This is a genomic window from Pseudomonas sessilinigenes (assembly GCF_003850565.1).
GTDB classification, from domain to species: domain Bacteria; phylum Pseudomonadota; class Gammaproteobacteria; order Pseudomonadales; family Pseudomonadaceae; genus Aquipseudomonas; species Aquipseudomonas sessilinigenes.
This window is the reverse complement of sequence record NZ_CP027706.1, coordinates 4,298,610-4,320,739: the sequence shown is the minus strand read 5'-3', so window position 1 is coordinate 4,320,739 and position 22,130 is coordinate 4,298,610. Positions and strand designations below refer to the sequence as shown.

General features: G+C 63.3%; 20 protein-coding genes. 8 read left to right on the top strand and 12 right to left on the bottom strand.

What is annotated here, in order from left to right; translation table 11 throughout:
• Positions 1-11: 11 nt before the first annotated feature.
• The 9 genes from C4K39_RS19940 to C4K39_RS19900 all read right to left on the bottom strand — a co-directional run bounded on the left by C4K39_RS19940 (position 12) and on the right by C4K39_RS19900 (position 10,698).
• Positions 12-830 carry a phosphoglycolate phosphatase gene (locus C4K39_RS19940; protein WP_068575564.1) on the bottom strand — a complete coding sequence of 273 codons (819 nt, stop codon included), beginning with the start codon at positions 828-830 and terminating at the stop codon, positions 12-14.
• Positions 827-1,501 carry a ribulose-phosphate 3-epimerase gene (gene rpe / locus C4K39_RS19935; protein WP_022641405.1) on the bottom strand — a complete coding sequence of 225 codons (675 nt, stop codon included), beginning with the start codon at positions 1,499-1,501 and terminating at the stop codon, positions 827-829. The genes C4K39_RS19940 and rpe overlap by 4 nt, the downstream gene beginning before the upstream one ends.
• Positions 1,502-1,581: 80 nt before the next feature.
• Entirely contained in the window at positions 1,582-2,730 is a 1,149-nt protein-coding gene (locus tag C4K39_RS19930; protein WP_124347248.1) for an iron-containing alcohol dehydrogenase, read from the bottom strand.
• 262 nt (positions 2,731-2,992) lie between these two features.
• On the bottom strand, positions 2,993-3,817 hold the full coding sequence (locus C4K39_RS19925) for an ABC transporter permease (protein WP_068575567.1): 825 nt from the start codon (positions 3,815-3,817) through the stop codon (positions 2,993-2,995).
• A gap of 13 nt (positions 3,818-3,830) precedes the next feature.
• Positions 3,831-5,078 carry an ABC transporter permease gene (locus C4K39_RS19920; protein WP_022641411.1) on the bottom strand — a complete coding sequence of 416 codons (1,248 nt, stop codon included), beginning with the start codon at positions 5,076-5,078 and terminating at the stop codon, positions 3,831-3,833.
• 76 nt (positions 5,079-5,154) lie between these two features.
• On the bottom strand, positions 5,155-6,198 hold the full coding sequence (locus C4K39_RS19915; RefSeq protein ID WP_068575569.1) for an ABC transporter substrate-binding protein: 1,044 nt from the start codon (positions 6,196-6,198) through the stop codon (positions 5,155-5,157).
• A gap of 44 nt (positions 6,199-6,242) precedes the next feature.
• Complete coding sequence (locus C4K39_RS19910) at positions 6,243-7,367, bottom strand: ABC transporter ATP-binding protein (protein WP_124347247.1); 1,125 nt, start codon at positions 7,365-7,367, stop codon at positions 6,243-6,245.
• A 288-nt stretch (positions 7,368-7,655) separates the two neighbouring features.
• Positions 7,656-8,285, bottom strand: a complete 630-nt coding sequence (locus C4K39_RS19905; protein ID WP_068575573.1) for a response regulator — start codon at positions 8,283-8,285, stop codon at positions 7,656-7,658.
• 13 nt (positions 8,286-8,298) lie between these two features.
• Positions 8,299-10,698 carry a PAS domain-containing sensor histidine kinase gene (locus C4K39_RS19900; RefSeq protein WP_124347246.1) on the bottom strand — a complete coding sequence of 800 codons (2,400 nt, stop codon included), beginning with the start codon at positions 10,696-10,698 and terminating at the stop codon, positions 8,299-8,301.
• A 74-nt stretch (positions 10,699-10,772) separates the two neighbouring features.
• On the opposite strand from C4K39_RS19900, the gene C4K39_RS19895 reads away from it, so the two are divergent.
• On the top strand, positions 10,773-11,762 hold the full coding sequence (locus C4K39_RS19895) for an alpha/beta hydrolase family protein (protein WP_068575577.1): 990 nt from the start codon (positions 10,773-10,775) through the stop codon (positions 11,760-11,762).
• Between the two features lie 48 nt (positions 11,763-11,810).
• Here the strand turns inward: C4K39_RS19895 and C4K39_RS19890 are convergent, their stop codons facing one another.
• Genes C4K39_RS19890 through C4K39_RS19880 form a run of 3 tightly spaced genes read right to left on the bottom strand, consistent with a single transcriptional unit; the run spans position 11,811 to position 14,276 of the window.
• Positions 11,811-12,578: a TerB family tellurite resistance protein gene (locus tag C4K39_RS19890; protein WP_068575579.1), complete on the bottom strand. Its 768-nt coding sequence runs from the start codon at positions 12,576-12,578 to the stop codon at positions 11,811-11,813.
• A 1-nt stretch (position 12,579) separates the two neighbouring features.
• Complete coding sequence (murU, locus tag C4K39_RS19885; protein WP_124347245.1) at positions 12,580-13,254, bottom strand: N-acetylmuramate alpha-1-phosphate uridylyltransferase MurU; 675 nt, start codon at positions 13,252-13,254, stop codon at positions 12,580-12,582.
• Positions 13,251-14,276 (bottom strand): aminoglycoside phosphotransferase family protein, encoded by a 1,026-nt coding sequence (locus tag C4K39_RS19880; RefSeq protein ID WP_124347244.1) that lies wholly within the window; start codon positions 14,274-14,276, stop codon positions 13,251-13,253. Before C4K39_RS19880 ends, murU begins: the two co-directional genes overlap by 4 nt.
• Before the next feature lie 130 nt (positions 14,277-14,406).
• Here C4K39_RS19880 and C4K39_RS19875 point away from each other — a divergent pair, with 130 nt between their 5' ends.
• The 7 genes from C4K39_RS19875 to glpE all read left to right on the top strand — a co-directional run bounded on the left by C4K39_RS19875 (position 14,407) and on the right by glpE (position 22,058).
• A complete protein-coding gene (locus C4K39_RS19875) occupies positions 14,407-17,232 on the top strand; it encodes an LPS-assembly protein LptD (RefSeq protein ID WP_124347243.1) in 2,826 nt (941 codons plus the stop codon).
• Positions 17,213-18,535 (top strand): peptidylprolyl isomerase SurA, encoded by a 1,323-nt coding sequence (gene surA / locus C4K39_RS19870; RefSeq protein WP_164487306.1) that lies wholly within the window; start codon positions 17,213-17,215, stop codon positions 18,533-18,535. The genes C4K39_RS19875 and surA overlap by 20 nt, the downstream gene beginning before the upstream one ends.
• Positions 18,532-19,521, top strand: coding sequence for a 4-hydroxythreonine-4-phosphate dehydrogenase PdxA (gene pdxA, locus C4K39_RS19865; protein WP_124347242.1), 990 nt, complete (start codon positions 18,532-18,534; stop codon positions 19,519-19,521). The genes surA and pdxA overlap by 4 nt, the downstream gene beginning before the upstream one ends.
• Positions 19,518-20,330: a 16S rRNA (adenine(1518)-N(6)/adenine(1519)-N(6))-dimethyltransferase RsmA gene (gene rsmA, locus C4K39_RS19860; RefSeq protein ID WP_068575591.1), complete on the top strand. Its 813-nt coding sequence runs from the start codon at positions 19,518-19,520 to the stop codon at positions 20,328-20,330. The genes pdxA and rsmA overlap by 4 nt, the downstream gene beginning before the upstream one ends.
• A 126-nt stretch (positions 20,331-20,456) precedes the next feature.
• Positions 20,457-20,837, top strand: a complete 381-nt coding sequence (apaG, locus tag C4K39_RS19855; protein WP_068575592.1) for a Co2+/Mg2+ efflux facilitator ApaG/CorD — start codon at positions 20,457-20,459, stop codon at positions 20,835-20,837.
• Positions 20,837-21,697, top strand: coding sequence for a symmetrical bis(5'-nucleosyl)-tetraphosphatase (locus tag C4K39_RS19850; RefSeq protein ID WP_068575594.1), 861 nt, complete (start codon positions 20,837-20,839; stop codon positions 21,695-21,697). Before apaG ends, C4K39_RS19850 begins: the two co-directional genes overlap by 1 nt.
• A 31-nt stretch (positions 21,698-21,728) precedes the next feature.
• Positions 21,729-22,058, top strand: a complete 330-nt coding sequence (glpE, locus tag C4K39_RS19845) for a thiosulfate sulfurtransferase GlpE (RefSeq protein WP_068575596.1) — start codon at positions 21,729-21,731, stop codon at positions 22,056-22,058.
• Positions 22,059-22,130: the final 72 nt, after the last annotated feature.

The following is a 22,130-nucleotide window of genomic DNA, read 5'->3' as shown; positions in this document are numbered from 1 at the left end:
CCAGACAAAAATCAGGCGCGCCAACGCCAACGGGCCAAGGCCTTGATGACTTTCATCCAGAGTTTGCGAGTGACCACCACGATGGAATTTCCAGAAGGGGATGGAACAGCGTCGGGCAACGTTATCTCAGCGGCAGGTTCTAAGCAACCGGGGATCAGCGCCCGCAGATCGTCGATCACCAGAGCCGGCGACTCCTCGGCGATAGGCCGCCCGTGGTTGTAGCCGTAGCTCAGGGCCACGCACTTGACCCCAGCCGCCTTGGCCGCCAATACATCACTGCGCGAGTCGCCGACGAACAGCGATTGCGAAGCCGGGATACTGGCCATTTTCATGACGAAAAACAGCGCCGCCGGGTCGGGCTTCTTCTGTGGCAGCGTATCGCCGCCGATGATCCAGCGGAAATAGCGACCGATGCGCATCTGATCCAGCAAGGGCGCGACGAAGCGCTCCGGCTTGTTGGTGATCAGCGCCAGCTCGACCCCTTGCTTGTACAGCCACTTGAGGGTTTCCCGGGCACCGGGATAGACCACCGTCAGCTCGTGGCTCCCCTCATAAGCTGCATTGAACAGCTCCAGGGCATGCTCGGCCTCAGCATCATCGATCCCCTGGGGGTCCAGGCTATTGGCCAAGGCCCGGCGGACCAGCATCGGAGCACCGTTGCCGACCCAGTTGCGCACGGCCTCGACTCCCGCCGGAGGCCGCCCCAGCTTGAGCAGCATCTGATCCACGGCGGCAGCCAGGTCAGGCACCGAGTCGACCAGGGTGCCATCCAGGTCGAACATCACCAGCCGTGGCAGGTTCCCGCAGAACAGCTGCTCGAATGCACTCATGATCGAGCCAGCGCCAGCTCGGCGCGCATTTTCTCGATCACTTCCTGGTAGTTGGGCGCATTGAAGATCGCCGAACCGGCGACGAAGGTGTCCGCGCCGGCTGCGGCGATCTCGCGAATGTTGCCGACATTCACGCCGCCGTCGATTTCCAGGCGGATATCCCGACCGGAGGCATCGATCAGCGCTCGCGCTTCACGCAGCTTGTCCAGGGTGCCAGGGATGAACTTCTGCCCGCCAAAGCCCGGGTTCACGCTCATCAACAAGACCATGTCGACCTTGTCCATCACATACTTGAGTACATCCAGCGGAGTCGCCGGGTTGAACACCAGGCCGGCCTTGCAACCGCCTTCGCGGATCATTTGCAGGGAACGATCCACATGCAGCGTGGCCTCCGGGTGGAAGGTAATGTAGGTGGCGCCCGCCTCGATGAAGTCGCCAATGATGCGATCCACCGGACTCACCATCAGGTGCGCATCGATAGGGGCGGTGATCCCATACTTGCGCAATGCCGCACAGACCATCGGGCCGATGGTCAGGTTCGGCACGTAATGGTTGTCCATGACATCGAAGTGGACGATATCGGCCCCGGCGGCCAGGACATTGTCCACTTCCTCGCCCAGGCGGGCGAAGTCGGCGGAAAGAATCGACGGAGCAATAGCGAAGGGCTGCATGACGCACCTTTGTTGAGCAGAATCACGATGGCGCGCATTGTATACCTCATGCTTTGGAGCGCACACCGTAACCTCGATGATCAGTAGGCCGATCGATAGATCTGCTCGATATCGGCGGGACTCAGCTTGCGCGGGTTATTGCGCATCAGCCGCTCGATACCCGCAGCCTCCTGGGCCATGCTCGCAAGTGCCTCCTCGGGCACGCCGAAACTACGCAAGCCCCTGGGTATCTCCACCGCGGCACACAGGGCACTCATCGCCTCCACCGCCCGGTCAGCCGCCTCGCTGGCACTCAAGCGCGCTGTACGCACCCCCATGGCTGCGGCGATATCCTGCATGCGCTCGACACAAGCCACCTTGTTCCAGGTCATGACATAGGGCAGCAGCAAGGCGTTGCTGACCCCATGGGACACGTGAAAACGCCCGCCCAGGGGATAGGCCAGGGCATGCACCGCGCCCACTCCAGCATTTCCGAAGGCCATGCCGGCCATCAAGCTGGCGGTCGCCATGTCTTCCCGAGCCTGCAGGTTGGAAGGATTGGCAAAAGCCTTGGGCAGGGCCTTGGCGATCAAGCGAATGGCGCCGATGGCCAGGGAGTCGGTGATCGACGAAGCATTGAGTGAAAGGTATGCCTCGACAGCATGCACCAGGGCATCGACACCACTGGCTGCGGTCACGCTGCGCGGGCAGGTCAGGGTCATCTGCGGGCTGACCAGGGCCACGTCCGGCAGCAGATAGTCACTGACGATGCCCTTTTTCAACTGCGCGGCCTTGTCCGAGAGGATCGCCACGTTGGTCACCTCCGAGCCGGTGCCGGCCGTGGTGGGAATGGCGATCAGCGGCGGCCCCTTGCGTGGCACCTGGTCGACCCCGAACAGATCCTGCAAGGCGCCGTGATACCCGGCATAGGCCGCGACACTCTTGGCGATATCGATGGCGCTACCGCCCCCCAGGCCGATCAGGCCGTCATGTCCCCCTTCGCGATAGACCTGCATGCAGTCCTCGACGATGGCGATTTCCGGATCAGGCCGCACCCGGTCGAAAATCTCGTAGTCACGCCCTCCCAGGTGCGCCAGCGCCAGCCCCACCGTGCCGGACTCAAGCAGGATGGCATCGGTGACGATCAAGGGGTTATCCACATCCAGGCGGGTCAGTTCGGCGCCCAACTGTTCAATGGCGGTACTGCCGGTGAGCAGCTTATGGGCAATCTTGAAAGAGGAAATACTCATGTGCGCAGCCTCTTATATAAAGATGAAAGCTGGCACAAGCGTAGCTGGGGATTGCAAAACCGGGTCGCCGTGATGCCCGATCGGCATCACGACAGGGAAAGCCGGTGGTTCCTCGCTACGGCACGAGCCCTCACCATGGTCGGGCTGGAATGCCCCGCGCCCTTGCAGGCATCAGGCAATCCAGGTCCTTGGATGGAGCCATTGTGGTTTTCGGCGGCAACCAAACCCTTGCCGCAGATCAGGTTATCGCTCGGCCCAGGACTCAAACCTGGGCCGTACGCAGTTTTTCGCTGCGCCCACGCAGCCACTCCAGGGTCAGCAGCAGGATCACCGAGAAGGCGATCAGCAGCGTGGCCGCGGCGGCGATGGTGGGGCTGAGGTTCTCGCGAATACCACTGAACATCTGCCGGGGCAGCGTCGCCTGCTCGGGGCCGGCGAGGAACAGGGTCACCACCACTTCATCGAACGAGGTGGCGAAGGCGAACAACGCGCCACTGATCACCCCCGGGGCGATCAACGGCAGGGTCACCCGGCGGAAAGTGGTCAGCGGCGAGGCGCCCAGGCTGGCTGCCGCCCGCACCAGGTTGTGGTTGAAGCCCTGCAAGGTCGCCGAGACGGTGATGATCACGAACGGCACCCCGAGCACCGCGTGCACGATGATCAGCGACAAGAAGCTGTTACCCATGCCCAGCGGGGCGAAGAACAGGTAGCTGGCGACCCCGATGATCACCACCGGCACCACCATCGGCGAGATCACCAGGGCCATGACCAGCGACTTGCCGGGAAAATCGCCACGGGTCAGGCCGATGGCCGCCAGGGTGCCGAAGACCATGGCCAGCACTGTGGCCGCCGGGGCCACGATGATGCTGTTCTTCAGGGCGCGCATCCATTCGGCGGAAGCGAAGAAGTCCTGGTACCAGTGCAGCGAGAAGCCCTGCAGCGGATACACCAGGAAGCTGCCCGAGTTGAACGACAACGGGATGATCACCAGCACCGGCAGCACCAGGAACAACAGGATCAAGCCGCAGAGGATCCGCAAGCTGTAGAACCAGACCCGCTCGACGGGCGACATGTAGGGGCTCAGCATTTCGATTCTCTCCTTAGCTCAGGCGCAGGCGACTGGCGCCCACCAGCCAGCTGTAGATCAGGTACAGCACGATGGTCGCCAGCAACAGCAGGCCGCCCAAGGCAGTGGCCATGCCCCAGTTGATGCTGGTGTTGGTGTAGAAGGCCACGAAGTAGCTGACCATCTGGTCGTTCGGGCTGCCCAGCAGGGCCGGGGTGATGTAGTAGCCGATGGCCAGGATGAACACCAGCAGGCAACCGGCGCCGACCCCGGCATAGGTTTGCGGGAAGTACACCCGCCAGAAGCTGGCGAACGGATGGCAGCCCAGGGAAATCGCCGCGCGCATGTAGGTCGGCGAGATGCTCTTCATCACGCTGTAGATCGGCAGGATCATGAACGGCAGCAGGATGTGCACCATGGAGATGTAGACCCCGGTGCGGTTGAACACCAGCTCCAGGGGCTTGTCGATCACGCCCATGGCCAGCAAGGCGCTGTTGATCAGGCCGCCGGACTGCAGGAGCACGATCCAGGCCGCCACCCGCACCAGGATCGAAGTCCAGAACGGCAGCAAAACCAGGATCATCAGCAGGTTGCTCTTGCGCGCCGGCAGGTTGGCCAGCAGGTACGCCAGGGGATAGGCCAGCACCAGGCAGATGGCAGTGATCACCAGGCCCATCCAGAAGGTCCGGGCGAAGATATCCAGGTAAATGGACTGGTCCGGGGTCGCCGGGGCCAGCTCGCCCAGGTCGTCGATCCGGTGGTCCAGCGCCGCCAGCAGGTAGTAGGGGGTCAGGTTGCTGGTATTGCGCCGGATCGCCTGCCAGTAGGCCGGGTCGCCCCAACGCTCGTCCACCCCTTCCATGGCTTCTTTGTAGGATTCGGGCTCGGCCTTGAACGGCAAGGCGCGGGCAGTCTTGGTCAGTAGGCTGCGATAGCCGGCCAGTTCCATGTTCAGGCGCTTGGACAGGTCGCCCAGGCCCTGGTTCTTGCGAGCCTCGGCCAGGTCTTCGCTCAAGGCCTTGTAGGCGGCCTCGCCGGGCAGGCCACGGCCGTCCCAGGCATTCACGGCCACCACCGTGCGCGGCATACCGCCGACCACTTCCGGGTTGCCGACGCTCTTGTACAGCAGCGCCACGATCGGTACCAGGAACACCAGCAGCAGGAACAGCACCAGCGGCGCGATCAGGGCCTGGGCCTTCCAGCGGTTGACCCGCTCGGCACGGGCCAGTCGCTGCTTGAGGGTCGGGCCGGCGACCGCGTCCAGGGGAACGGTGATGGTCATGACAAACTCCGCGAATCGATCTTTCGAATACACCACCGACAGGAGCGGGCCAGCCCGCCCCTGCCACTAGCGATGGTTACTTGGCCGCCCAGGCGTTGAAGCGCTGTTCCAGCTGCTCGCCGTTGTCAGCCCAGAAGCTGACGTCGATCTGCACCTGGTTGGCGATGTTCTCCGGAGTGGTCGGCATATCCTTGAGGATGTCCTTGGCCAGCAACGGCACGGCCTGGGTGTTGGCCGGGCCATAGGCGATGTTTTCCGAGTAGGTCTTCTGCTGCTGCGGTTGCACCGAGTAGGCGATGAACTTCTTCGCCGCTTCGGCACGGGCCTTGTCCAGGCCCTTGGGGATGGCCCAGGCATCGAAGTCGTAGATGCCGCCGTTCCACACCACCTTCAGGTTGCTCTCCTTTTGCACCGCGGCGATCCGGCCGTTGTAGGCCGAGCTCATGACCACGTCGCCCGAAGCCAGGTACTGCGGCGGCTGGGCGCCGGCTTCCCACCACTGGATGTTGGGCTTGAGCTCATCGAGCTTCTTGAAGGCACGGTCCTGGCCATCCTTGCTCGCCAGCACCTTGTACACATCCTTGGGCGCGACGCCGTCGGCCATCAGGGCGAACTCCAGGGTGTACTTGGCCCCCTTGCGAAGGCCGCGCTTGCCCGGGAATTTCTGGGTGTCCCAGAAGTCAGCCCAGCTGCCTGGCGGCGCCTTGAGCTTGTCGGCGTTGTAGGCCAGCACCGTGGACCAGACGAAGAAGCCCACGCCACACGGCTGGATGGCGCCCTTGACGTAGTCTTCGCCCTTGCCGAACAGCGCCGGGTCGAGGGGTTCGAACAGGTCCTCGTCGCAACCGCGGGACAGCTCGGGGGACTCTACTTCCACCAGGTCCCAGGACACGCTCTTGGTGTCGACCATGGCCTTGACCTTGGCCATCTCGCCGTTGTATTCGCCGGCGACGATCTTGCCGTTGCCCGCCGCTTCCCACGGAGCGTAGAAGGCTTTGACCTGGGCCGCCTTGTTCGCCCCACCAAAGGACACCACGGTCAGGTCCGGTCCCGCCGCCAGGGCGTGCGCCGCCCCCAGCATGCCCAGCGTCAGGGCTGTGAGTTTCAGGGATCTCAGCATTTTATTGTGTTCTCCACGTGCAGGTTGGTGTTGCAGGGGGGCGATCAATTCGCCTCTAGAAGCGGGTCGAGCGCACGAACGTGCTCGACTTGCCAGCCAAGCGGTACCACGTCACCCACCGCCAGCGCGGGATCGAGCTCGGCGATCGGCTGTTTCACGAAGAAGTCGCTCTTGCCGCAGACTTCCAGGCGTACCCGGACGTGGTCGCCCAGGTAGATGAACTCCGCCACCCGCCCGGAAAAGCGGTTGGCGCAGTGTTCGCTGGAACCGTTGAGGCTCACCCGCTCCGGGCGGATGGACAGGGTCACCGGGCCGCCGACCTGGCCGACGTTGACCGCCAATGCCTCGACTTTCTCGCCACGCCCCAGCTCCACCAAGCAGCGCTCGCCGTCGTGGCTGTGCAGGCGGCCGCTGAGGCGGTTGTTCTCGCCGATGAAGTTGGCGACGAAGGTGTTCTTCGGTTCTTCGTAGAGGGTCCGCGGCGGGGCGATCTGCTGGATCTCGCCCTGGTGGAACACCGCCACCCGGTCGGACATGGTCAAGGCTTCGCCCTGGTCGTGGGTCACGTAGACCACGGTCACGCCCAGGCGCTGGTGCAGGTGCTTGATCTCCATCTGCATGTGCTCGCGCAGCTGTTTGTCCAGCGCCCCCAGGGGCTCGTCCATCAGCACCAGCTGCGGCTCGAACACCAGGGCCCTGGCCAGGGCCACCCGCTGCTGCTGGCCACCGGACAACTGCGCCGGATAGCGCTGGGCGAAGGAGTCCAGCTGGACCATGCTCAGCACGCGCTTGACCCGCTCGCTGATGTCGGTCTTGCCCAGGCCCCGTACCGACAGCGGGAACGCCAGGTTCTCGGCCACGGTCATGTGCGGGAACAGCGCGTAGTTCTGGAACACCATGCCGATATCGCGCTTGTGCGGCGGCACATTGTTGATCGAGCGTCCGGCCAGCTGGATCTCGCCGGCAGTCGGGGTCTCGAAACCGGCCAGCATCATCAGGCTGGTGGTCTTGCCGGAGCCGGACGGCCCGAGCAGGGTGAGGAACTCGCCCTTGCGAATTTCCAGGTTGAGGTCTTTGACGATCAGGTTTTCGCCGTCGTAGCTCTTTTGCACACCACGAAAGCTGACCAGAACATCATTGGCCCCAGCGCTTGAATCGACCTCGCTCATACCCGCACCTTTTTGTTTTAGACGGCTGTAGGGCAAGCCTAGTGCAGCCCACAAGGCCCGGAAATCGGGGGGTAGGAGAGATTCGCCTCAGCCGCCTGGAAGGTCGCCTGTAGGGATTGCCCTACAAGAATGGCGGAAACAGACAAGAGCAGAGGCCAGCTTGAAGCAACAAGCCGCAAGAACAGGCAAAGGCCGGGAAGTGGCGATGTCGTAAACGGATATGCCCCGCCAATGCCTTGGCCAGGACCATCGAGCTCGAGGCGTATCCATTGTGGCGGGGGAGCTGGCTCAGAGCAGCTTGTGCTCCATGGCGTACTTCACCAGTTCGGCCAGGGAGGTGACGTTGAGCTTTTGCATCAGCCGCGCCTTGTGGGTGCTGATGGTCTTGTTGCTCAAGGCCAGTTGCTGGGCGATGTCATTGACATTGGCACCCTGGGCCAAGCGCTCGAACACCGAGAACTCGCGCTCGGACAACAGCGAATGCAGTGGCCGGGCATCGGTGAGGCCGACCTCGAAGACCATGCGGTCCGCCAGTTCCGGATCGATGTAGCGCCCACCGGCGGCGACCTTGCGGATTGCAGTCAGCAGCAACGAAGGATCACTGTCCTTGGTGGCGTAGCCAGCGGCGCCGATCTTCAGGGCTCGGGCGGCCATCTGCGCCTCGTCATGCATCGACAGCACCAGGATCGCCGGCGGATCGCTCAGGGCGCGGATCCGTGGGATAGCTTCCAGGCCGTTCACCCCGGGCATGGAGATATCCAGCAGCACCACCTCGCAAGGCACCTGGCGCAGGGTCTCCAGCAGTTGCTCGCCATTGCTCGCCTCCCCCACGACCGTCAGGTCCTTGGCCAGGCCGATCAGTTGCTTGATGCCTTCGCGGACAATGGTGTGGTCTTCGGCTACCAGTACACGAATCACGCGGTTCTCCTCGTTATTGTTGTAGGTCCAGGGGCACACGGACGGTCAGGCTGGTGCCCTCCCCCGGCTCGCTGTGCAGCGCCAGGCTACCGCCCATGATCAGCACCCGCTCGCGCATGCCCACCAGGCCAAAGGAGGTCGGGCGCGTGGCCTTGGTATCGAACCCCAGGCCATCGTCGCTGATGCTCATGCACAACTGAGGTCCGTCCAGCACCAGGGACAGCTCCACAGTATGCGCCTGGGCATGGCGCATAACGTTGGTCAGGGCTTCCTGGAGAATCCGGAACAGGCCGATGGCCTTGGCGTCGCTCAGGCGCGGCAGGTTCTCCGGCACGTCCACCAGGCATGGAATCTGCGTGCGCGCCTCGAAACGCCGGGCCTGCCATTCAATGGCCGAGGCGATGCCGGCATCCAGGATCGGCGGGCGCAAGGCCGTGGCCACGTCCCGCACCAGTTGGAACAGTTGGGTGATCAGGCGCTTCATGCTGTTGAGGCGCTCATTCAGCCCAGGGTCGAGCTGGGCGTAGGCCAGCTCGCACATGGAGGTCTCCAGCTTGAGCACAGTGAGCATCTGCCCCAGTTCGTCATGGACCTCCCTGGCAATGCGGGCCTTTTCCTCTTCCCGCACGCTCTCCAGGTGCGCCGACAGCTCACGCAGCTGCTCGCGGGAACTGGCCAGCTCCAATTCGATGCGCTTGCTCTCGCTGATGTCCCAGACAATGCCGTCCCAGACGTAAGTGCCGTCATCCAGTTGCCGGGTGATCGCCTTGATCTCGGCCCAGCGCTGCTGGCCCTGGCGGGTGAGGATGCGCCCCTGCCAGGACCAGTCACTGTCGGTGTCCAGGGCCTGGTCCTGGGTCTGGTGGTAACTGGCCTTGTCGTCCGGGTGCACCAGGCTGCGCAAGCCCTTGTCCCGGTGGGCCAGCACCGCAGGCGAATAGCCCACCAGAGTCTGGCTGCCCTCGCTGATGTAGGCGAAGTCGATCTGCCCGCTGACCGGCGCCCGCTCCAGGCGGAACACCAGGCCCGGTACGTTGGCCGCGATGCCCTGCAGGCGCGCTTCGCTCTCACGCAACGCGGCCAGGGCGCGACGGCGCTCGGTGACGTCGGTGAGATAGACCACCAGGTACTCGCTCTGGCGAAAACGCAGGAAGCTCAGGGACACATCCGTCGGCAGGATGCTGCCGTCGGCCCGCACGCATTGAGTCTCGAAACTCTGAGCACCCTCCGCGCTGGCCCGGGCACGCCTCCAGAGATTGAGCCAACGGTCCATGTGCAGGTTGGGCTCGAAATCGATCAGTGGCCGGTCGATCACCGCCCCCGGCGGATAACCGAGCATCTCCTCGGCGGCGCGATTGGCGTAGCGTATGTGGCTGTCCCAATTGACCCAGAGAATGCCCACGGTGCTCTGGTCGATGGAAAACTGGGTCAGGCGCAGCGCCTCTTCACTGGCCGCACGCAGGGCAATGTCTTCGCGCGCGGCCAACAGCCGTTGCTCCAGCCCGCGCTGCTGGCGCCGCTGCCAGAACACCGCCGCCAGGCTGGCCAACAGGCACAACGCCAGCAACAGGCTGAGACTACGCCAGTTGCCTGGAGACTCGCCCAGGCGCGAGTACTTGGGCTGCAACCAACGGTTATGCACCTGCTCCAGCTCCTTGGCCGGAATCGTCCGCAGGGCGATTTGCACGATGCTGGCCAGCTCCGGCCAATCGCGACGGGTGGCGACCCGCAGCAACTGCGGCAGGCCGATATCCCCTACGACCGTCAACCCGGCGAACTCCGCTTGTGCCGATAAACGGCTGAGCTGGGCCTCATCCACCACCGCATAGCGGGCCTGCTGGCTGAACAGCAACTGCAACGCCTGGCGCTCCTGGGGCACGCCCTGCAAATTCAGGTTGGGGTAGGTCAGGCGCAGATAGTCAGCCACTGCACTGGGCATGCGCACCGCTACCCGGGCCTGGGCGTCGAGTTTTTCCAGCTCCACCGCACCGGAACCCTTCTGCTCCCCCACCACCAACTGCGGGACGCGCATGTAGGGATCGCTGAATAACCACAGGCGCAGCCCCGCCGGGGTCTGGGTCAAGCCCGGGGCCATATCGATCTCGCCATCGTGCAGGGCTTGTTCCAGCTGGGCCTGGTCGGGAAAGTTACGCCAGCTCAGCTCGATGCCCAGGGTCCGGGCCAGGGCCTGCATCAGTTCGACGTTGGCCCCGGACAACCGCTGCAGGCGCCGGTCGTATTGGGCGAAAGGCGCTTGCAGCACCAAGCCGACACGCAACTCGGGGTGCTGTTCCAGCCACTGGCGCAGCTCGTGGCCAAGCGGCGCGGTCGGCCCATGGGGCGCGGGTGCGGCCTTGCCTATCAAGGGAAGGCACAGGCAGCCGATAAGCAAAAGGCAGCGAAAGCGCATCATCCGAAGTCTCACACCCTGACAAATACTGACCAACCCATTAGGCTGCCGGAATTAATTCTGGCCTGGAATATCCGATGTCCCTTGTCCACCGCTCGGCACTGTCCGCATTGTGCCTGTCGCTGATCCTGCCTTGGACCTTTTCTGCACAAGCCGCCGATCCGGCTGAGCAGGCCAAGCCCACCGAGCCACAACCCGAGCAGCGCCAGCCGTTGCCCGAACGCAGCCTGGAAGAGGCCGCAGCCCTGGAACGCCAGCTACCGGCCCAGGAACAACAGCAGTTGCAGGCTGGCGCCAGCAGCTTCCTGGCACTCTGGAAACCGGCCAATACCAGCGAACCCAAGGGCGTGGTGATCATCATTCCCGGGGCCGGCGAAAGCGCAGACTGGCCGCAAGTCATTGCGCCGTTGCGCAACAAGTTGCCGGATACCGACTGGGGCAGCCTGAGCCTGACCCTGCCGGACATGCAAAGCGAAGCAGCCCAGCCACGGATCGTCGAGACGACGCCTGCGCCGGTCGATACAGCCAATACCGCCAAGGACGCCAGCACCGAAGCCAAACCCATCGAGCAAGTCGCCGGCGGTGAAGCCGAGGTGGCCGATCATCCGGTCGCCGAAACCACCGAGGAGCAGGTCAAGGCCGACGCCGAGCGTATCTTCGCCCGGGTCGACGCGGCCCTGGCCTTCGCCGAACAGCAGAATGCCCGCAGCATCGTGCTGCTGGGGCATGGCACCGGTGCCTACTGGGCCGCTCGCTACTTGAGCGAAAAACAACCGTCCCAAGTGCAAAAGCTGGTGATGGTGGCCGCACAGTCACCGGCCAATGGCAAACCGCAACTGGTGGAGCTGACCCAGACCTTGAAGTTGGCCACCGCCGACTTTTTCTATGTCGACCAGGCCTCCGCGCGCAAAGCGGCCCTGGAGCGCCTGCAGGCCAGCAAGCGCCTGAAGCACTCGAACTTCAGCCAGATTGCCCTCAAGGCCCTGCCTGGCAACAACAGCGCCCAGCAAGAACAGCTGTTCCGCCGGGTGCGTGGCTGGCTCAACCCACAAAACAGCGAGAGCTGAAGACGCCGGGCCGCTGCCGGACAGGCAGCGACCCTGGTGCATCGACCCTCAGCGAAAATCCCGGCGCTGGCGTACCAGCGCATAGGCGCTGTGCAGCTCCCGGGTCTTCTCCGTAGCCTCCCGTACCTGCTCCGGCGTAGCACCGCTGCCGGCGACCTTGTCGGGGTGGTGGCGGCTGAGCAACCGCCGGTAGGCACGCTTGATCTGCGCAGGCTCGGTGGTCGCCGCGACACCCAGCAGGCGTAGCGCCTCTTGGTAAGTCATGGCGCTTTCGACCGGATGTCTCCTGGCGGGACCATAGTCCTGGGCCAATGCCTGGATCTGCTCGCTGGTCCAACCCAGCCATTTGCCCCAGAGCTGGATCAGCTCGCGCTCCGCCGTACCCACTCGACCGTCGGCCCAGACCATGCGCCAGCAAGCACGCAACACGCCTTCGGCGGCATGGGGCTGCTCTCCCAGGCGACGCAAATAACCGCGCAGGCGGTCATTGCCCGACTTGCCCCGATTGAATGCAGCAATCGCCCGGCGTTGCGCGACTTCGCTCATCTCCAGCGAGCGCATCTCCTGGCGCGCCTGCTGGATATGCCCGTCGCCCACTCGGCCGTCGCTTTTCGCCAGGCGCCCAAGCAGTACGAACAGCAATTCATCGTTGCGCAGCGCCGGTCGACCACCCAGGCGCTCGCGTACATGGGCCCAGTTGTACAGTTGCAGGCGCCGATCCAGCGCCTGCCCCAATAACGCACCGAGCATGGCCCCCGGAATGCTGGCAATGGCAAAGCCCGCCCCGGCTCCTATCAGAGTCCCTGGCCACCACATATCAGCGCCCCGCTTGCAGCAGGTCTTCGACCTGCGCCAGGCGCTCGACGGTTCCTACATCGATCCATTGGCCGTGCATGTGCTCGCCGCTGACCTGGCCCTGGGCCATGGCTTCACGCAGCAGGGGCGCCAGCTTGAAAGCACCGCCAGCGCAATCCCGGAACAGTTGAGGATGCAGTACCGATATACCGCTGTAGGTCAGGGTCGCCGCTCCTGGCTGGCCATCGTGCAGCAGGCCGTTCTCCAGGCAGAAGTCGCCCCCCGTAGGGTGATGCGCCGGGTTGTCCACCATGACCAGATGGGCCAGGCCGACCAGGGGGCGACGCAGGGTGGCGAAGTCATAATCGGTCCAGATGTCGCCATTGACCACCAGGAAAGGCTCCTCGCCCAACAACGGCAACGCCTGGAAGATCCCGCCGCCGGTCTCCAGCGGCTGGCCTTCGGCCGAGTAACGGATGCTCAAGCCCCAGCGCTGGCCGTCGCCAAGAGCCGCCTCGATCTGCTCGCCGAGCCAGGCGTGATTGATGACGACCTCGCGAAAGCCCGCGGCCGCCAGGGCCCGCAGGTGATACTCGATCAGCGGTACGCCCGCCACCGGCAGCAAGGGCTTGGGCGTGGTCAGGGTCAAAGGGCGCATGCGCTCGCCCTTTCCAGCGGCCAGGATCATTGCCTTCATGCTTGCCCCCCCCTTGGCTGCTCCAGGCTGCGCAGCAGTTGCCCCAACTCCGCCAGCTCGGGGCGACGGGCCAGAACAGCCTCTATATAAGCCAGGAAGCGGGGAACATCGGCCAGGTAGCGGGGCTTGCCGTCACGGTGGCAGATCCGCGAGAAAATACCGATCACCTTCAGGTGACGCTGCACCCCCATCAGGTCGCTGGCCCGCAGGAACTCCTCGAAGTCTTCCTGGACCGGGATACCCGCTCCCCGCGCCTGGCTCCAGTAGGTGTCCAGCCAGCCGCGCACACGAGGTTCCGGCCAGCTGAGGAATGCATCCTTGAACAGGCAGGTGATGTCGTAGGTGACCGGGCCGTAGACCGCGTCCTGGAAGTCCAGCACCCCTGGGTTCGGCTGGCTGAGCATGAGGTTGCGCGGCATATAGTCACGGTGTACCAGCACCTTGGGCTGGGCCAGGGCGCTGTCGATCAGCAGGTCGCTGGCTCGCTGCCACTGCTGGCGCTGTTGCTCATCCATGACAATCCCCAGCTCACGGCCGACATACCATTCGGGGAACAGCTCCAGTTCGCGGCGCAGCAGGGCGACATCGTAGCTGGGCAGTGGCGCGCTCATGGGCAACTGCTGAAACGCCAGCAACGCCTGCAATGCATCCTCGAACAACCCATCGGCATTGTGCTCGTCGATCACATCCAGATAGGTCTGGTTGCCCAGATCGTTGAGCAGAAGGAACCCGCGCGTCAGGTCCTGTGCATAAATTTTCGGCACGTTGATGCCGGAACTCGCCAGCAAACCGGCGATATCGACGAAGGGCTTGCAGTTTTCCTGGGGGGGCGGAGCGTCCATCACCACAAAGCTGCGGTCAGCGCCCTGCCAACGGAAATAACGGCGGAAACTCGCGTCGCTGCTGGCCGCGACCAATGTAGCCGGGGGGACTTCACCCCAGCCCTGTGCTGCATAAACGATCGCCAACTGCTCATCGAGCCAAACTTTCAGGTGTTGCAAGCGTACATCTTGGTCAGGCATTACAAGGGTCTCCGACGGCCCTAGCCGTCAAGCGGGTCATGCTTTATTATCCAGCATCTTTTTCAGACCATCGAGAGGCGTGCGGCCCACACCGCGGGCAGATGGCACGCAGGAAGCCCGGACTAATAAGATGGCATTGAAATCCCCCGCGTTTCGTAAAAAATTCCCGTTGCTGGTTACCGGCAGTTTGCTGGCCCTGCAACCTCTAGCCACTTCCTTCGTGGTCGCCGCGGAACAGTATGACTGCTCGGTCTCTGCGTCCGGCGGCTGGGCCTGTGCGCCAAAAACCAGTGCAGCCCAACTGCCTCCGCGCCCGGTCCATGACGCCAATGCCATCAGCTCCAGCGAAAGCGGGACTGCAGGCGAGGTTGCCGGCGACAAGCCGGTCCTGGTGACCGAAGCCAAGGGCCGCGGCCTGAAGTCCCGCAGCGCGGACTACAGCCACCTCGACTGGGTACCGCGCGAGAAGCTCACCGCAGCGCAACTGGCCGAGACCGGTCCTTACTGCTCTGGTGCCTATATCGAACCAATTCGTCCTGGCATGAATGATTCGACGAAGAAAAGTGATGCTCCGACCTTCATCGGCGCCAAGGCTTCGCGTTACCAGCAGGAGCAGCAGGTGGCGACCCTGGCCGGCGACGTGGTCATGCGCCAGGGCAGCATGCAGGTCGAGGCCGACGAGGCCAACCTGTACCAGGCGGAGAACCGTGGCGAGCTGAGCGGCAACGTACGCATCCGCGACAACGGTACGCTGATGGTCGGCGACCACGCCAACGTGCAGCTGGACACCGGTGAGGCCAAGGTCGACAACGCCGAATACGTGATGCACAAGTCGCGGGTACGCGGTAGCGCGCTGTACGCCAAGCGTGCGGAAAACGCCATCATCCGCCTCAAGGACGGTACGTACACCACTTGCGAACCGAACAGTAACGCCTGGCAGCTCAAGGGCAACAACATCACCTTGAACCCGGCCACCGGCTTCGGTACCGCGACCAACGTGACACTGCGAGTCAAGGACTTCCCGGTCCTCTACACCCCGTACATCTATTTCCCGATCGACAATCGTCGTCAATCCGGCTTCCTGCCACCAAGCTTCAGTAGCGACAGCGATAACGGCTTCACCCTGGTGACTCCGTATTACTTCAACCTGGCACCAAACTACGATGCCACGTTGTACCCACGCTACATGGCCAAGCGCGGCATGTTGATGGAAGGCGAGTTCCGCTACTTGACCAAAAACAGCGAAGGCCAGTTCGGCGCGGCCTACCTGAACGACGACAACGACGATCGGAGGAAGCAGACCGACTCCGAAAAAACCCGCTACATGCTCAACTGGCAGCATAAGGGCGGCCTCGATTCGCGCCTGATGACCGAAGTCGACTACACCAAGATCAGCGACCCGTACTACTTCCAGGACCTGCAGACCGACCAGATCGGCGTGAAGTCCGCCGACTACGTCAACCAGCAAGGCGCCGTGACCTATCGTGGCGACAGCTACGTTGCACGCCTGAATGTGCAGGCGTATCAGTTGGCTAGCGTCTCCAACATCACACCGTACGATCGGTTGCCACAAATCACCTTCAGTGGCGCCCTGCCTTACCATCCCCAAGGCCTGGACTTCACTTATGAAACCGAAGCGGTACGCTTTGAGCGGGACCTGCTCAAAGGCAGGTACTTCGACAAGGATGGCGGTCCGTTTGACGCAGCTGGAAATCCAATAGGCGCTGCCCGCCTGGACGAAAACGTAACCGGTCTGGCTCGAGCCAATGGCAACCGCCTGACCCTCAAGCCTGGCGTCAGCCTGCCGCTGAACTGGAGCTATGGCTACCTGACGCCGTCCCTCAAGTACATGTACTCCCAGTACGACCTAGACTTGGACAGCCAGGGCAAACAAGGCATTGTCGCCGCGCGTACCGAAGCAGCCCGAACCGGAGCTCGCTATGTCGGTGGAGACTACAGTCGCAACCAGAACCGCGGCGTACCGATCGCCAGCATCGATGGAGGCTTGTACTTCGACCGCACGACCCAATGGTTTGGCAAGAACTACAACCAGACCTTGGAACCGCGCCTGTTCTATCTCTATGTTCCAGAGAAGAACCAAGAAGACATTCCGGTATTCGATACTGGCGAATACACCTTCAACTATGCATCGCTGTTCCGCGACAACCGTTTCTCCGGCGCCGACCGCGTCGGCGACGAGAACAAGTTGTCCCTGGGCGTGACCAGCCGCTGGATCGAAGACAACGGCTTCCAGCGCCAGCGCATCAGCGTGGGCCAGGCCCTGTACTTCAAGGACCGTACCGTTCAATTGCCAGGTGTGGACTATCGCACCCGCGACGATGCCACTGCGAACGTTTCGCCCTACGCACTCGAGTATGAATATCGCTATAACCGCGACTGGCGCACCACTGCCGAATACAATTGGGATCCGGACAGCCGCAGCCCACGTTCCGGTAGTGCCATGCTCCATTACCAGCCGGAGGACAACCCGAACAAGGTGGTCAACGTCGGTTATCGCTATCGCAACGACCAGGTTCGTTACAACCAGAACACCGGCAAATGGGAAATGGGCGGTGACTACGGAACCCCAGGCCAACCTGGCTACGTGAAGGACTACTACAAGATTCAACAGCACGACTTCTCGGTGATCTGGCCGATCGTGCCGCAGTGGAACGTCATCAGCCGCTGGCAGTACGACTACAACCGCAACCGCACGCTTGAGGCCTTCGGTGGCTTCGAGTACGACAACTGCTGCTGGAAACTGCGCCTGATCAACCGTTACTGGGTCAAGTACGACGAGTTCAGTCAGAACGCTCCACAAAACGAAAGTGGCGACCGCGGCATCTTCCTCCAAATTGTCCTGAAGGGTCTGGGCGGCGTCATGGGCTCCCAAGTAGAGACCTTCCTCGACAAAGGCATCCAAGGTTATCGTAAACGTGAAGACCAAGCTTTCTGATTGTCTGCGCCCGCTGATGCTGGGCGCGCTGTTCCTGAGCATGAGCACTGCGGCCAGCGCTGCGGTGCAGTCCATCGACAAGGTGGTGGCGATCGTCGACAACGATGTCGTCATGCAGAGCCAGCTGGATCAACGGGTGCATGAAGTCCAGCAGACCATCGCCAAGCGTGGCGGTGGTGTGCCGCCTACCAGCGTCCTGGAACAGCAGGTCCTGGAGCGCCTGATCGTCGAGAACCTGCAATTGCAGATTGGCGAGCGCTCCGGCATCCGCATCACCGACGAAGAGCTGAACCAGGCCATCGGCACCATTGCCCAGCGCAACAGCATGAGCATCGAGCAGTTCCGCGCCGCCCTGGCCCATGATGGCTTGTCCTATGACGACGCCCGTGACCAGGTCCGCCGCGAGATGATCATCAGCCGTGTGCGCCAGCGCCGTGTGGCCGAACGCATCCAGGTATCGGAACAGGAAGTGAAGAACTTCCTGGCCTCGGACCTGGGCAAGATGCAGCTCTCCGAAGAACTGCACCTGGCCAACATCCTGATCCCGACCCCGGAGAGCGCCAGCTCCGAAGCGATCCAGAGTGCTGCCCGCCAGGCCATGGAGGTGTACCAGCAGCTCAAGCAGGGAGCCGACTTCGGCCAGCTGGCAATCGCCCGCTCCGGTAGCGACAACGCCCTGGAGGGCGGTGACATGGGCTGGCGTAAAGCCGCGCAACTGCCACCGCCCTTCGACCGCGAACTGAGTGCCATGGCCGTGGGTGACATTACTCAGCCAGCCCGTACTCCAGGCGGTTTCATCATCCTCAAGCTGCTGGACAAGCGTGGTGGCGGCAATCAGGTGCGCGATGAAGTGCACGTACGCCATATCCTGATCAAGCCAAGCGAGATTCGCAGCGAAGAAGAGACCAAGCGCCTGGCGCAGAAACTCTACGACCGCATCAGCTCCGGTGAAGATTTCGCCGAACTGGCCAAGAGCTACTCGGAAGACCCGGGCTCGGCGCTCAACGGTGGCGACCTCAACTGGATCGATCCGAACGCCCTGGTGCCGGAGTTCCGCGAAGTGATGGCCAAGACTCCACAAGGCCAGCTGTCCAAGCCGTTCAAGAGTCCTTACGGCTGGCACGTCCTGGAAGTCCTTGGCCGTCGCGCTACCGACAGCACCAGCCAGGCTCGTGAACAGCAAGCCATGACCGTCCTGCGTAACCGCAAGTACGACGAAGAGCTGCAGACCTGGTTGCGGCAGATCCGCGACGAGGCCTACGTCGAGATCAAGCTGCCTGGCGCTGAACAGGCCGCGCAGTGAACCCCAGACGTTTTGCCCTGACACCCGGCGAACCGGCGGGTATAGGCCCTGACCTATGCCTGCTGCTCGCCTCGCAACCCCAGCCGCACCCCCTGATTGCCATTACCAGCCGCGACCTGCTCACCGAGCGGGCCGCGCAACTGGGAGTGGCCGTCAACCTGCTACCGGTGGACCCGAACCATCTACCGGATGCCCCCGCTCCGGCAGGCAGCCTGTACGTCTGGGATACCCCACTGGGCAAGCCGGTGGTCAGCGGCCAGCTGGACCAGGCCAATGCGGCCTTCGTCCTGCAGACCCTGACCCGTGCCGGCCAGGGCTGCCTGGAAGGGCACTTTGCCGGAATGATCACCGCGCCAGTACACAAGGGCGTGATCAATGATTCCGGGATCGCCTTCTCCGGGCACACCGAGTTTCTCGCGGACCTGACCCACACCCAGCAAGTGGTCATGATGCTGGCCACCCGAGGCCTGCGCGTCGCCCTGGTGACGACTCACCTGCCGCTGCGGGACATCGCCGATGCGATCACCAGCGAGCGCCTGGAACGGGTCACGCGGATCCTGCATGCCGACCTGCAGCAAAAATTCGGCATCGCCCAACCGCGCATCCTGGTCTGCGGGCTCAACCCCCATGCCGGCGAAGGCGGCCACCTGGGCCGCGAAGAAATCGACATCATCGAACCCACCCTGGAGCGTCTGCGCCAAGAAGGCATGGACCTGCGCGGTCCGCTGCCGGCCGACACTCTGTTTACCCCCAAATATCTGGAGCATTGCGACGCAGTGCTGGCGATGTACCACGACCAGGGCCTGCCTGTACTGAAGTACAAAGGCTTCGGCGCGGCCGTCAATGTGACGCTCGGGCTGCCGATCATCCGCACCTCGGTCGACCATGGCACTGCCCTGGACCTGGCCGGCAGCGGCAGGATCGATACCGGCAGCCTGCAGGTCGCCCTGGAAACCGCCTACCAGATGGCCGAGAACCGTATATGACCGAGCAATACCAGCACCGGGCGCGCAAGCGCTTCGGCCAGAACTTCCTGCACGACGCCGGCGTCATCGACCGCATCCTGCGGGCCATCAACGCCAAGCCCCTGGACCGCATGCTGGAGATCGGCCCGGGCCAGGGCGCCCTGACCGAAGGCCTGCTGGGCAGCGGTGCACAACTGGACGTGGTGGAACTGGACAAGGACCTGGTGCCCATCCTCAACCAGCAGTTCGCTGGCCGGGACAACTTCAAGCTGCACCAGGGCGATGCCCTGAAGTTCGACTTCAACACCCTGGGTGCCGCTCCCGGCAGCCTGCGGGTGGTGGGCAACCTGCCCTACAACATCTCCACCCCGCTGATCTTCCACCTGCTGCATAACGCCGGCCTGATCCGCGACATGCACTTCATGCTGCAGAAGGAAGTAGTCGAGCGCCTGGCCGCCGGACCGGGCGGTGGCGATTGGGGCCGCCTGTCGATCATGGTCCAGTACCACTGCCGCGTGGAACATCTGTTCAACGTCGGCCCTGGCGCCTTCAATCCGCCCCCGAAAGTCGACTCGGCCATCGTGCGCCTGGTGCCCCATGCAGTGCTGCCGCATCCCGCCAAGGACCACAAGCTGCTGGAGCGTATCGTCCGCGAAGCCTTCAACCAGCGTCGCAAGACCCTGCGCAACACCCTCAAGGCGCTCCTGAGCAGCGCCGAAATCGAGGCCGCCGGCGTCGATGGCAGCCTGCGTCCCGAGCAGCTCGACCTGGCAGCCTTCGTGCGCCTGGCCGACCAGTTGGCCGATCAGGTCAAGCCCGCCGCCAACTGACAATTACCGGCAAGCGACAGCGGGCAGAACGCCAGCCAGGATGGCTGGTCTACTACCCGCTACTTGACCTAGACTGACCGGCGTCAGCTTCTATCCCGCGTCCGCTTTGCTCTAAAGGCCCTTTGCATGTCCGATCCTCGCTATCAGGTCGACGTCAGCGTCGTCACCCACTTTCTGGCCGACCAATCGCAACCCGAACAGAATCGCTTCGCCTTCGCCTACACCATCACCGTCCAGAACAACGGCTCGCTACCCGCCAAGCTGCTGTCCCGGCACTGGGTGATCACCGATGGCGACGGCCATGTGGAAGAAGTGCGCGGCGCCGGCGTGGTCGGCCAACAGCCACTGATCGCCGCCGGCAAGAGCCACACCTACAGCAGCGGCACGGTGATGACCACCCAGGTTGGCAATATGCAGGGCAGCTATCAAATGCTGGCCGAGGACGGCAAGCAATTCGACGCCATCATCGCGCCGTTCCGCCTCGCGGTCCCCGGAGCGCTGCACTGATGGCCACCTACGCCGTTGGCGACCTGCAAGGCTGCCTGGAACCGCTGCAGTGCCTGCTTGAGCAGGTGGCGTTCGACCCTGCTCGGGATCGGTTGTGGCTGGTCGGGGATCTGGTCAATCGCGGCCCGCAGTCCCTGGAAACCCTGCGCTACCTGTACTCCATCCGCGACTCGCTGGTTTGCGTGCTGGGCAACCACGACCTGCATCTGCTGGCCGCCTGGCGCAATGTCGAGCGCCTGAAAAAGTCCGACACCCTGCGAGAAATCCTCGAAGCCCCGGACTGCGAGGAGCTGCTGCAATGGTTGCGCCAGCAAAAGCTGATGCACTACGACGAAGCACGCAAGACCGCCCTGGTACACGCCGGCATCGCCCCCCAGTGGTCACTGAAGAAAGCACAGAAATACGCCACCGAGGTCGAGCTCGCCCTGCAGGACGACAGCCTGTTCGAACCCTTCCTGGAGGGCATGTACGGCAACGACCCGGCGAAGTGGGACAACGACCTCAAGGGCATCACCCGCCTGCGAGTCATCACCAACTATTTCACTCGCATGCGCTTCTGCACCAGCGAAGGCAAACTCGACCTCAAGACCAAGGAAGGCCTGGACACGGCACCACCGGGCTACGCCCCCTGGTTCAGCCACAAGGAGCGCAAGACCCGGGAGATCAGGATCATCTTCGGTCACTGGGCAGCCCTCGAAGGCCAGAGCAACGAACCCGGGATCATTGCCCTGGATAGCGGCTGCGTCTGGGGCGGCTCCATGACCTTGATGAACGTCGACACCGGACTGCGCCTGAACTGCGACTGCGACGCCCATGGCCATGTGGCGCCCGCCTCCACCCAATCCCTGCCCGTCTGCTAGACGGAGCCGACCGACAAACCAGGAGTCCGCCATGAGCGAATTCAAACGTATCCCCCCCGAACAGGCCCAGGCACTGCGCGAACAAGGCGCCGTTGTAGTGGATATCCGCGACCCGCAAACCTATGCCCTGAACCACATCAGCGGCTCGGTGCACCTGGACAACCACTCCATTTCCGATTTCATTCGCGCAGCCGACCTGGATGCACCGCTAGTGGTCGTGTGCTACCACGGCAACTCCAGCCAGAGCGCCGCAGCCTACCTGGTCAGCCAGGGTTTCTCAGACGTTTACAGCCTCGATGGAGGCTTCGAACTGTGGCGCAACATCTACCCGGCCGAAATCGCCCAGGGCAACGCCGAATAATTTTTTTCTACCGCTCTAGCCCGTGATCTACGCGGGCTGACGCAACACCAGACGAACGGTAGCGCGCAACTA

Coding starts and splice junctions, on each gene's coding strand:
- C4K39_RS19940 (WP_068575564.1), bottom strand. CDS start 830: ATGAGTGCATTCGAGCAGCTGTTCTGCGGGAACCTGCCACGGCTGGTG.
- rpe (WP_022641405.1), bottom strand. CDS start 1,501: ATGCAGCCCTTCGCTATTGCTCCGTCGATTCTTTCCGCCGACTTCGCC.
- C4K39_RS19930 (WP_124347248.1), bottom strand. CDS start 2,730: ATGAGTATTTCCTCTTTCAAGATTGCCCATAAGCTGCTCACCGGCAGT.
- C4K39_RS19925 (WP_068575567.1), bottom strand. CDS start 3,817: ATGCTGAGCCCCTACATGTCGCCCGTCGAGCGGGTCTGGTTCTACAGC.
- C4K39_RS19920 (WP_022641411.1), bottom strand. CDS start 5,078: ATGACCATCACCGTTCCCCTGGACGCGGTCGCCGGCCCGACCCTCAAG.
- C4K39_RS19915 (WP_068575569.1), bottom strand. CDS start 6,198: ATGCTGAGATCCCTGAAACTCACAGCCCTGACGCTGGGCATGCTGGGG.
- C4K39_RS19910 (WP_124347247.1), bottom strand. CDS start 7,367: ATGAGCGAGGTCGATTCAAGCGCTGGGGCCAATGATGTTCTGGTCAGC.
- C4K39_RS19900 (WP_124347246.1), bottom strand. CDS start 10,698: ATGATGCGCTTTCGCTGCCTTTTGCTTATCGGCTGCCTGTGCCTTCCC.
- C4K39_RS19895 (WP_068575577.1), top strand. CDS start 10,773: ATGTCCCTTGTCCACCGCTCGGCACTGTCCGCATTGTGCCTGTCGCTG.
- C4K39_RS19890 (WP_068575579.1), bottom strand. CDS start 12,578: ATGTGGTGGCCAGGGACTCTGATAGGAGCCGGGGCGGGCTTTGCCATT.
- murU (WP_124347245.1), bottom strand. CDS start 13,254: ATGAAGGCAATGATCCTGGCCGCTGGAAAGGGCGAGCGCATGCGCCCT.
- C4K39_RS19880 (WP_124347244.1), bottom strand. CDS start 14,276: ATGCCTGACCAAGATGTACGCTTGCAACACCTGAAAGTTTGGCTCGAT.
- C4K39_RS19875 (WP_124347243.1), top strand. CDS start 14,407: ATGGCATTGAAATCCCCCGCGTTTCGTAAAAAATTCCCGTTGCTGGTT.
- rsmA (WP_068575591.1), top strand. CDS start 19,518: ATGACCGAGCAATACCAGCACCGGGCGCGCAAGCGCTTCGGCCAGAAC.
- apaG (WP_068575592.1), top strand. CDS start 20,457: ATGTCCGATCCTCGCTATCAGGTCGACGTCAGCGTCGTCACCCACTTT.
- C4K39_RS19850 (WP_068575594.1), top strand. CDS start 20,837: ATGGCCACCTACGCCGTTGGCGACCTGCAAGGCTGCCTGGAACCGCTG.
- glpE (WP_068575596.1), top strand. CDS start 21,729: ATGAGCGAATTCAAACGTATCCCCCCCGAACAGGCCCAGGCACTGCGC.